This window comes from Burkholderia sp. 8Y (assembly GCF_902506145.1).
Lineage (GTDB): Bacteria > Pseudomonadota > Gammaproteobacteria > Burkholderiales > Burkholderiaceae > Caballeronia.
The window spans coordinates 1-9,786 of sequence record NZ_LR733530.1 but is presented as its reverse complement, the minus strand read 5'-3'; the positions used below and the strand labels follow the sequence as shown (position 1 = coordinate 9,786).

At 56.4% G+C, this 9,786-nt stretch carries 10 protein-coding genes and 2 pseudogenes; 9 read left to right on the top strand and 3 right to left on the bottom strand.

The window, feature by feature from the left end:
• Positions 1-135 precede the first annotated feature (135 nt).
• On the bottom strand, positions 136-705 hold the full coding sequence (locus tag GV035_RS26020; protein ID WP_159838487.1) for a hypothetical protein: 570 nt from the start codon (positions 703-705) through the stop codon (positions 136-138).
• 585 nt (positions 706-1,290) lie between these two features.
• Here GV035_RS26020 and GV035_RS26015 point away from each other — a divergent pair.
• Positions 1,291-1,638 carry a hypothetical protein gene (locus GV035_RS26015; protein WP_159838485.1) on the top strand — a complete coding sequence of 116 codons (348 nt, stop codon included), beginning with the start codon at positions 1,291-1,293 and terminating at the stop codon, positions 1,636-1,638.
• Positions 1,639-1,843: 205 nt separating this feature from the next.
• On the opposite strand, the gene GV035_RS29595 is transcribed toward GV035_RS26015, so the two are convergent.
• On the bottom strand, positions 1,844-2,332 hold the full coding sequence (locus tag GV035_RS29595) for a helix-turn-helix domain-containing protein (RefSeq protein ID WP_236572840.1): 489 nt from the start codon (positions 2,330-2,332) through the stop codon (positions 1,844-1,846).
• A 280-nt stretch (positions 2,333-2,612) separates the two neighbouring features.
• Here GV035_RS29595 and GV035_RS26005 point away from each other — a divergent pair, with 280 nt between their 5' ends.
• From GV035_RS26005 to GV035_RS25980, 6 genes and pseudogenes are all read left to right on the top strand, one after another.
• On the top strand, positions 2,613-3,737 hold the full coding sequence (locus GV035_RS26005; RefSeq protein WP_159838483.1) for a hypothetical protein: 1,125 nt from the start codon (positions 2,613-2,615) through the stop codon (positions 3,735-3,737).
• A gap of 64 nt (positions 3,738-3,801) precedes the next feature.
• The gene (locus tag GV035_RS26000; protein WP_159838481.1) at positions 3,802-4,086 is read left to right on the top strand and encodes a hypothetical protein; all 285 of its coding nucleotides are present in this window, start codon (positions 3,802-3,804) and stop codon (positions 4,084-4,086) included.
• Between the two features lie 155 nt (positions 4,087-4,241).
• Complete coding sequence (locus tag GV035_RS25995) at positions 4,242-4,799, top strand: HAD domain-containing protein (RefSeq protein WP_159838491.1); 558 nt, start codon at positions 4,242-4,244, stop codon at positions 4,797-4,799.
• A pseudogene (locus GV035_RS29780) lies at positions 4,796-5,530 on the top strand (type II toxin-antitoxin system HipA family toxin); the annotation flags it as partial. The gene GV035_RS25995 and the pseudogene GV035_RS29780, both read left to right, overlap by 4 nt.
• A 41-nt stretch (positions 5,531-5,571) precedes the next feature.
• Positions 5,572-6,144 carry a HipA domain-containing protein gene (locus tag GV035_RS29775; RefSeq protein WP_159838489.1) on the top strand — a complete coding sequence of 191 codons (573 nt, stop codon included), beginning with the start codon at positions 5,572-5,574 and terminating at the stop codon, positions 6,142-6,144.
• Positions 6,145-6,485: 341 nt separating this feature from the next.
• Positions 6,486-6,911: a putative phosphothreonine lyase domain-containing protein gene (locus GV035_RS25980; RefSeq protein WP_159838477.1), complete on the top strand. Its 426-nt coding sequence runs from the start codon at positions 6,486-6,488 to the stop codon at positions 6,909-6,911.
• A gap of 547 nt (positions 6,912-7,458) precedes the next feature.
• On the opposite strand, the gene GV035_RS25975 is transcribed toward GV035_RS25980, so the two are convergent.
• Positions 7,459-8,202, bottom strand: a complete 744-nt coding sequence (locus tag GV035_RS25975; protein ID WP_159838475.1) for a hypothetical protein — start codon at positions 8,200-8,202, stop codon at positions 7,459-7,461.
• A 72-nt stretch (positions 8,203-8,274) separates the two neighbouring features.
• Here GV035_RS25975 and GV035_RS25970 point away from each other — a divergent pair, with 72 nt between their 5' ends.
• Together GV035_RS25970 and GV035_RS25965 are read left to right on the top strand one after the other, a co-directional pair.
• Positions 8,275-9,177 (top strand): lysozyme inhibitor LprI family protein, encoded by a 903-nt coding sequence (locus GV035_RS25970; protein WP_159838473.1) that lies wholly within the window; start codon positions 8,275-8,277, stop codon positions 9,175-9,177.
• 307 nt (positions 9,178-9,484) lie between these two features.
• Positions 9,485-9,661, top strand: a pseudogene (locus tag GV035_RS25965) (phosphohydrolase); the annotation flags it as partial.
• Positions 9,662-9,786: the final 125 nt, after the last annotated feature.

The following is a 9,786-nucleotide window of genomic DNA, read 5'->3' as shown; positions in this document are numbered from 1 at the left end:
GGGGGAAGGGTACTCCTGTCCCGACGTGTCTAGCTGACTAGGGCGGGGTGCAGCGGGCGCTCTGTGTCCAGCGTGGGGCAGTTGGTTAGCGCGCGTGTGAGAGTGTGCTGCTGCGTCGCCGCAGCGGGCGTCACATCAAAACTTCCACGTTCTAGTGTCATGCTTCTTCACGCGGAAGATAGCTAAGAAGCTTCCCATGTGGCCGAACATCTCGACCCGCACATCATCCGCATCGGCAACGATAAGCTGGCGCCAGTTCACGATGCCCTTGCGAACAAAGATGCGTTCGGCCTCCGACAGAGGCCCGATGTCAATAGTGAACAACGTAACGTCGCCCGTTGTGTAGCTGCTCATGCCCCATCGCTTGAGCCATGCTTTGACTCCAGCAAGGTTCCGAGGAGCAGAGTCGACGACAGAGGTGACGTGTTCTTCCACGGTCGCCCCTGCGACCTTTTGTTTGCGAGCCACATCGAGCGAGGCGGCGCGGAAGAATCCTGGCTTCGGCTCCGTTCGAGGAACTGATTCGAGCATACGCTGAATTGCACGGGTTGTTTCCTCCCAACCTGCCACGCGACCAAGTGCGTTTGCAAAGATGTCGGGGACGACGCCGTCTATGAAGATTTCCGCGTCCGGACCCAAGCCTGCTTTGTCAACCGCTTTCTGTCCCCGAAGTTGAACGATATCGACTACCTTGCTACTCGACATGAAACTCCCCTGTGGAAGGCCTGATTGAATACTCGATGGCGGTGTTTATCGGCACCAGCCCCAGAAACTTAAGCGCATGTTTTCGCGCCTTGAGAGGCAGCCTGAGATATTGGTCTGTAGTGGCAGTCACTAGAGGTTTCCGACTGCATGCGGATTCTTTCGAAACGTCCAGGGCTAATTCACGGCCGGTGCAGCGGCCGCTTCTTTGAGATGAAAGCCTGGCTTCTATAAAATCTACTCTGTATACTTGTTCCATCGACTAATACGCTGGAATGGGAAGATGGCTTACCCGATGACGCTTGTTTTTGTTTCTGCCATTCTCATGCTGGTTTTTCCGGAGACTTTCGGAAACGGCTATTCCGAGAAATGATTCGCTGAACATAGCACAAGAAAACCCGCCTTGCGGGGTTTCTTGTGCTGGGCCGCCGCAACTAACTGTCAGATAGCACAAATTTCCTGGGTTGCTACATATGACGCGCAGAATCAATCAAGTCTGCGCGGGCATGACGATGCCCTAACTCCATCCTGTGGCCAGAACGGCCGCATGGTCGGTTTGTCGCTACAGGGCACTCTCGAGAGCAAAAATTGAAGTTCGACGACATCGAAATTATCAAACTCGTGCATCAGCTTCTTCAGGAACTCCCAGCGATATCGAACCTAGTCATACTCGCAGCAGTAGCGTTCGCGAGTTCAGAGCTCGCAAGGCTGACCGTAAAGCAATTCAAACGCAGGTGGGTGAAAGCGGCACCAGTCGCCGCGATTGACCTCTTCGCATTCGCGTCGGGTCTCTATATAGGCGACACGGCATTTGCGTTCCTGTGCTGTGTGATTGTGCATGTCGGATTGGTTGCCATTGTCGAAATACGAGGCATGGCATACCGCATGACCTCCGAGCGCAAGGTCATGGCCGAAAAGAAGGCAGTGAACCGCTGATTCCAAAAGCCCGGCTCTCCGGGCTTTTCTTGGAAATGCAAGGAGAATGGTACCGTGTTTCAAGGCGGTCCGGGCTTCAAACCCTCATTCCAACCAGGCGCGTTCTACCTCACACTACAGCACCAGAGAGATACCCTTGAGCGAGGGCAGCAGGGCTTGTTCGGGACTTCAATGAGACATGTCAGGCGGGAAGACTTCGAGGGGGTCAGACGCGTCGGACCTTCGCCGAAGTTTTGTCTCCGACTTTCGCCGGGTCGCTAAATGTGTCGCCCTCGGTTCCTGGCCGGCTGAGCAGCTCCCCAGCATGAACTTGCAACGCCAGGGCTAATTTTGCGATGTTGTCGACCGACGTGTTTACGACCTTCCTTTCGACCTGCGAGACATACGTTCGATGCAAGCCGGCGAGCGCGGCGAGGCCTTCTTGGGATACGTTCCGTGCGTTCCGGAACCGTCGCACATTATCGGCAAGCAACTGCCGGAGCTCCAATTGAGCTGCCGTTATGTCTAGTTTGTCCATGGCGAGAGCATCGCCGAGCGACCATTTCGTATCTACAGTAGACGCATCCACGCTATTTGTTTCCACGCGTTTTGCGTCCACGTCTTTAGCGTCGACGCTCTTTACGTCTACCTGTTTTGCATCTACACTGGTGGTTCTGATGACGAGTCGCGGAGGTGCTGATGTATGTACTTTCATAACAACCCGACCTCGGCCTGTCTGCTTGGCGCAAAAGACCATTCGAAGGACAGCGGCGAAGCTATCTCGCCGGCGACGCGCATGGCAGCGGCGTTTGATTCCATCTATCTAAGGTGCGTCGAGTGCATCCCCGACGATATCCCGCTGTCAGCCGCGCGAAGAGTTCACCTCTCGCCCGACGCCGTCACCTGGATTCTCGAGTTTATGACTCATCAGACCCGCGCACGGTGCGGACACCACGCGACTCGGTCGAAAACATCGACTGTGAGAACGGCACAACATGAAGGTGCGTGACCTCATAGCCGAGCTTCGCCAACTGCCACCAGATGCGACCGTTCTTTTCGTGTCGCCGGGGCAACGTCTGGAACTGGCAGACGAAGTATCTGACGGCATCGCTCTCTCGAGTCCGTGGACTTGCGAGTTGTTTCGCTGTGACGACGGGTCAGCTTCACGGAACTATTACTCAACGACGGCGAGAGCAAAGCGCGCGCTAAGCGAGTGGACGGAAATCTGGTGGAGCGAGCGCGTGATGCTGCTGTCCGCCGAGCGCAAGCATAGAGAGGTGCTCGACTTGATTTCAGACGACGAGAGCTCAAGAGCAGCGCATCACCGCGCGGCGCTTGGAGAGTCGGGAATGTTCGCAGCTCGGGAGCAGACTATGCGATTGCGGCGGCAGATGCGCGCTGCCGGCTTACTGCTTTCTCGGGAAGAACTACGAGCACAACTCGGAGTGACCTACAGGCGCGTTCAAAGGCTCATAGCTGAGTACAGCATTTCCTCCGTCGAACTCGACGGGGAGGACGTATATCCGAGCATCTTTTGCGACGAAAAGCTCAACCTAACGCGGCTGTACCGAATCGCATCTATTTTGGCGCCGGCTTATCCCGAAGCACGGCTGGATTTCCTGACCGCACCATGCGGTGCTTTAGGAGGACGGGTCCCGCTTGAGCTTCTCGCGGAGGATGGAGATTACAGAGAACTACGAAGGTTTGCCAAAGATTGGGCGTCTGAGTATTCGCGTACGAGTGTGTCGTTCTACGCGGGGGCGTATGACGAAGCGGTGCCGGGTTCCATCCCACTCTTCGTCAGCATTGCTGAAGTCGACCCGAGAGGGCAAATCTGGAAGCGTGCACTCGCCGCGCTGACGTGCCCGGGTCACCGAAAACCACAACTGGCTCCACAAGCGCCGCCCGTCTTCTTCGCAATTATCGAGCGCCAGACGTTTGGAAGAAGTGGCTCGGAACTCGAAGCGGTCGTCCAGTGCCAACTGAGCGAGGCGGCCGCACGAGTTCATATCGAACGCGTTGGCGCGCGGACACCGGAGACGTTGACTCTCGAGCTTCGAAGCACGAGCACGACGGTATCAGACGTCGGGAAAGATGTCTTAACGGCGCTCACCGCTTGATGAGGCACGGCGACCTTTTATTCGTACCGACCTGCGACGTATCGATTATTCGAGGGAAGCTCTCATGAAAGTCGCTGAGCTGCTTGTTCGACTGAAATCTGCTGACCCGGAAGCAATCGTGTTGATGCTCGGCTCGCTCCAAGACTTGTCAGCAACCGTCGAGGTCGGGCGAGTGCACCAGCTTGGCCAAGCGTGGATACGGGAATATGTGCGGCTGCACGACGGCCGAGTAGAAGGTTACCTTCGTCCTCCGAACAGACCGAGCGCTCCTGGCTTCAATGCTGCAACGGGAGAGGCGTACGAAGAACAAGTGGTCATTCTAGCGTCGGAATCCACGTCTATCGATTGAGCACCTCACAGATACCTAAACATGGAAGCCGAGCGGTGCAGTCCGGGGTAAGCTTCTCTGGGGACTTCAATCAAACGCATTCACAGAACCGAACGAAGCGCGTCGATGCGATTCGATACGTTGTGCATTCCAAGCGATTTGCAATTGAGAAAGATATGCTGACGGAGCCAATAGGGCTCAGCTCTACTATCCCTCCGCCCCGAATCAGAGGCGGAGACGTCTTGTACGTTGATTTCGACGCCTGCCTTCACCCGGCTGACGTCTATGTAAAACGCGGCATTGGTCCGTACCTGCGGGACCGAGCCAACCACGGACTTTTTGAGCAGGCCCCGTTGTTGGACGGACTGTTGTCGAGCTACCCCCACGTCATGATTGTCCTCAGCACCTCTTGGGTCGTCAGATATCGCGGGAGTATCGCGCGCGTGGCGGCACGGCTGCCGGTGGGCCTTCGTAGACGGGTCATTGGTGCGACATACCACACTCGAATGGACCGTGACGCATTTGTCGCCGCCCCTCGCGGAATGCAAATATGGTCGGACGTACTTCGTCGCCGACCGGCGCGTTGGCTAGCAATCGACGATGACGCTCAAGGGTGGCCTGAGTGGTGCCGTGACAATCTCGTGAAGACAGACGAGACCTTCGGCATCGGCGAACCAGCGGTGCGCGTCGAACTTGAGTCGAAGCTCCAGGCGACATTTGGGGAGACGATATGACCGGCGCAACCCGCCTTCTTGTGTTCGCCCATCTCGATGGCAATTGGACACAGTGCGGCAAGCTTACGATGACCGAGCGGGCCGACGGCCATATGTCATCGACGTTTGAGTACGACGGGGAATATCTCGCTCTTCAGAATCGTGTTGAGTTGGACCCCGTGAGCCTTCCGCCCCAGCAAACGAGTCTATCGCGCAGCTCCATCCAACTGCCTATAAACGTTGCGCCGCTGTTCGGCGCATTTCGGGACTCAACGCCAGACGCATTTGGACGTCGCGTGATTGAGCGCAAGCTTAGCGTCGCGTTGAATGGCCTCAGAGAGGCCGACTATCTATTGCACGCAGGACCGCATCGCGTCGGAGCTCTCGACTTCCGGCTGGATTCTGGTACGGACGCGCCTGCCCACGTCGACGATTCTTTCGACCTTGAGGAACTTTGCGAGGCGGCGGCTCGCATCGATGACGGCCTCACGGTGCCTCGAGAACTACATGCAATTTTCTCGCAGGGAGCCGGGCTCGGCGGCGCTCGCCCGAAAGCCTCGTTTCGCGACGAGCACGGTGTCCTGTGGGTCTCGAAATTTCCCACAAAGACTGACTTGTTCGACGTGGCGAGCGTGGAACTTGCGACGCTAACGCTCGCTGCAAAGACCGGCGTTCATGTGCCCGAGTTGAAAACAGTCGCGGTAGGTGAGCGCAATGTGTTCCTATCGCAGCGATTCGACCGTTTTCGGGCGCATCGATACGGTTCGACATCGTGTCCGTCTGACCGAGAGCAATACTTAGCCGCACAAGAACGCGCAATAGTCGAGCCCCGCGTCTTCTACATGAGCGCTCTTCAACGACGGCCCGCAATGAGTTTGAGTCGCGTCGTGCCTCCTACGCGGACCTCGCGACTGCCGGGCTTGAGCACAGTCGTGCAGTCACCGGTCTTGACGACGCCGCGCGCATTTTCAAGCGGATGCTTATCGACATCTTTGTGAGCAATGACGACGGGCATCTCCGAAACACCGGCTACCTCTACAACGACGCGTTTCGAACCTGGCAATTGAGTCCTTGCTTCGATGTTGTTCCGCGACCGAGCTTCGCATATGAGCGTTTCCTGCACGTCCAGGTTGGCCAACAAGGAAGGGTGGCTACGCTTGATAACGCGCTCTCTTGGCATGAGAAGTTCGGACTCACCGAGCAGGTCGCCTGCGAGTACGTCGCAGAGGCGTGGAATGCGGTGCGCGAATGGCAACAGCACTTCGATGAATGCGGCGTGGACGCGAGGGACATCGAAACAGTCAGTCCAGCATTCCGGAACATCGATGATATCGCGACTCCGGCGCTCCGCCGGAAGCTTCCATAGTGTAATAGTCCGCTTCGGGGCCTGACGGAAGGGCGAAGCGCACAGCCGTAGCAATCCGCGAAACAATGACGTACAGCGACGTACACGAGGGCTCGCGAGGCGCTCGCCCCCACGAAGGTAACGGAATAAGACAACAGTCGACCGAGTCACCCGGTTCCTGGCACACAGTGACGTTGTGATTCTGCGAGCTGAAGTTGCGCATCTGGGAAGTGGCGCGCAGGTCGCGCGGGTGCTCGCACGGCTTGTTCGTGAAAAGAAACTCATCCGTGTAAGCATCGGCGTGTAGTCGATTCAGGCAACTGCCGCAGCAATGGAGTAGTGTCAGACACAGGGAGACTTGCATGAAAAAAAAACTTTGCATGGAAGAGCGATTGTTCAAGAAATCGGACAAGCCTTCTGAGGACATGAGTTGCAAGTGGCACTACAAAAATTCCCCGAGCCACAACGACTTTTCCCCTACCGATGCGACAGGCAAATGGTGCATCTTTGTGAGCACCGTCGACGTGGACGAGGAGTGGCGCAAAATCAGTGATGCTATCGAGAGCAACAAGCTGATGTGTGCCAAGGTGTCTACCGCCTTGCGTAGCATGGGCCGCAATGGACACGTCATCTGTGTCTACACGCGCGACTGGGCCGATAGGCAGGACGTCATGTGCGCCCGCGAAGTGCTGCAGTCACTGGGTTTCGTGAAGGAGCTTGGCTACAAGCGTGACATTGATACGCGGAACAGGATTTACGGTTCTGGTGAGTGGTACGTACGTGCGTAGTCAGCCGACAATGTCGTCACATACCTGCCGATGGGGCTTGCATGGAACCCTTGGTCTGCAATTACGTCCCGCCCTACGTTCGCGCGGATGTATTTTGAGCTTGGCTGCCTCGGCAGATATTTGCGAAGGATTTCAGCGTTTATAGTTACCTATCCTTTGCGACCAACGTCTTAGCCATCAGCGACCACGGTAGATGGCGCGTAGCGGTGCTCACTGAGAGCGGCGGCACGCTAACCCAATACGCTTGTTGTATGGGACACCTTTCCCGTTTTTTTGGTGTCTTTGCTGCTATCCTACCGACCGTAGCGCTAGGCGGCGATGGGAGACGGGGGCGGCTTGGCATCAAGCCAGGCGCTGGAAGATTGGCCGAAATCGCAACGGGAGCAAGAAGATGACCCGCATGGTCAGCTTCGTGTTTCGTTAAGCAGAAGCGCGTACGGGGCCGCACTTTGCGTGAAGCTCCTTGTCAGCCCTCGGTTCGGGGGTGACGGCGCTAGTGGTATTCGTCGATTGGTGTAGGGGCGCGGTGAGAGCGCCCTCGTTTGACCTACTGGTAATTCTTGATTTTTGTGAACACCCAAGTATTAACCGGACGCTTGTCGTCTTTACTAACCTGAACATCCTTCCGGACCAGCGACACCTTATAGATTGTTTTCAGAGATGGGCAGCAATTGGAGTCGTTGTCGCCGTATTCCAGACCAGTGGCCTGCAACTGACCATCCTTGAGATACAGACTCGTGATTGCTCGCGGGGCACCGACAACTGTCGCCGCTGGCTCAGAGAGTTCAGGCCGGACTCGGAAATCCTCCGGACGATGAATACCGTCCGAGTTCCATCGAACGTCGTAGGCCGCATGGCCGACCACAACGACATGACCGGCACTCGTCCCTGACCCACCCGCGCATTGAAAATCGGAGTTGACGACGGTCACATAGTACATCTCGAGATTGTCGTCAGAGTTTGTTTTTGGGCCGGTGACGCGCACAAGATTGCGAGGTTCGACGTTCATCACGTCGCAACCCAGCGCGGCGGTGTAGGTCTGCGCGAGCGTCCGAACGCGCTTGGCTGCAGCATCATCCGCAAGAGCGCTGTGCGATATCAGCGTTGCCAACATGCCAAAAACGAGAAGTCGACCCTTCAAGATGCTCTCCCGGTATGTATGGTCTGTTATCAATTTTTGCAGGCGCATCGTAAAGTCACCCGTTGGAAATTGCAACATCCTTATCAGTGAAAGAATCGCGCTCGACCTGATGTCACCCCTACGTTCGACCACCTTCAACCAACCTTTCATGCTATCGTCCCCAGCGCCGACGGACCGACGACCCGCGCGCGACGAGGCCAATCGAACAGGAACAATCGCATAATGAAAAAAATGTTGAACGCGATTTTCGCAATCGCGATGCTGATGATGATGTTTGGATGCAGCGAACAAAAAAAGGTCGAGCAGCCGACACTGTTGCAGGATATTTCCGGTGTGTGGAAGGCACAGGGTAGCAATGGTTTGATGACCATCGACTACTCAAGCAATCGCCTTCGGATGTTGATGGACGATACCTTCATCCCTGTCACCGTAGGTGCCATCGATAACGAGAACCGCACCGTCAACTTCAACGTGACTGTGGCGGCGACTGGAAAACCTGCAGTTTGGACCATTCGGCAGTTGTGGAACAACGACAAGACGTCATTTCACATTCAGTTGACTCTGCATGACGGAACGCAAGACCAGTTCAGCTTCGTCCGAAAGATATCCACGGACGACCTGAACCATATTGCGAGCCTAGACACGCCGTCAAAGTCCGGCCATGCAGCACAAGAGGCGGTCGCAGCCACCGTAACGCCTGAGCCTGTTCAAGCACCGCAACCTGCGGTAGAAGCCGTACCTGTCGTGGCTTCAGCAGTGCCTCCGGCAATCGAACCAGTTCCCCCGGCTGTCGCACCGGCACCTGACGAAAAGGCACCGGCGCAAGCGGCTGCAACGTCCTTCGCACCGAGCTTTGACTGCTCGAAGGTGTCGAGTGGGCCGGAACGACTCGTTTGTGATTCACCGAAACTCGCGGCACTTGATGTCGAACTCGCTCAATCGTACAAGCGCCAAATGGAGTTGACGGACGATAAGAAGCAACTTAAGGCTGACCAAATTGAGTGGCGCAGGAAGGAGCGCGATGCTTGCTCTTCCGCCTCGTGCATGGAAGAGGCGTATCGCAGCCGTATCGATGATTTGGACGCAGTCAGCGGCCATTTGTCCAAGCCGGCGCAGTTCCGTTAAGGCTGTTTTTTTCACGACGTCCAAGGACATGGGAAGCCCGCCAACAAGCGGGCTTTCGTCTTCTCAATAAGCGCTGACACGCCTGCGTGCCCCCGCGAAGTTCACCATTTCATTGTTGAGCATGAGGTCAACCGACTAAGGCCGTGGATTGACATAGCGCTTTTGCATGGAGCGGTTCATCTTCGCCTGTCTCGAAGAGCTCCAACAAGCTTTGACGTGAGTTCCACCTTCCGGTCCTCGTCCGTTGATAGCAGCCCACGGACGGAGTTGCCAAGGCTCAGGTCAGCGATAGAAGTACTCCATCACAGCCCACATTAGCGCGAAAGCGAAGCTCGTGAAGCTTGCTGACAAAATCTGCAACCTGCGCGATATTGCCGCTTCACCTCCGACGGACTGGTCGACTGAGCGAAAACGCGAATATTTCGACTGGGCCAAAGCGGTGGTCGCAGGGCTCCGCGGTCTGCATCCTGCCTTGGAAGCAGTGACCTGCCTGAGTTCTTCGGACCGTTTCAATCTTGGAGAACGGCCTCGATTGCTTCAGTTGAACAATACCGCTGCTTGAACTCGTCGGGCGTCAGGTAGGCCAGGCTTGAATGCGGCCGGATGGCA

Bases quoted from the DNA above. Each gene is read 5' to 3' on its own strand.
- GV035_RS26000 (WP_159838481.1), top strand. From the start codon at position 3,802: ATGAAAGTCGCTGAGCTGCTTGTTCGACTGAAATCTGCTGACCCGGAA.
- GV035_RS25970 (WP_159838473.1), top strand. From the start codon at position 8,275: ATGAAAAAAATGTTGAACGCGATTTTCGCAATCGCGATGCTGATGATG.
- GV035_RS26020 (WP_159838487.1), bottom strand. From the start codon at position 705: ATGTCGAGTAGCAAGGTAGTCGATATCGTTCAACTTCGGGGACAGAAA.
- GV035_RS25975 (WP_159838475.1), bottom strand. From the start codon at position 8,202: ATGAAAGGTTGGTTGAAGGTGGTCGAACGTAGGGGTGACATCAGGTCG.
- GV035_RS25980 (WP_159838477.1), top strand. From the start codon at position 6,486: ATGAAAAAAAAACTTTGCATGGAAGAGCGATTGTTCAAGAAATCGGAC.
- GV035_RS25995 (WP_159838491.1), top strand. From the start codon at position 4,242: ATGCTGACGGAGCCAATAGGGCTCAGCTCTACTATCCCTCCGCCCCGA.
- GV035_RS29595 (WP_236572840.1), bottom strand. From the start codon at position 2,332: ATGAAAGTACATACATCAGCACCTCCGCGACTCGTCATCAGAACCACC.
- GV035_RS26005 (WP_159838483.1), top strand. From the start codon at position 2,613: ATGAAGGTGCGTGACCTCATAGCCGAGCTTCGCCAACTGCCACCAGAT.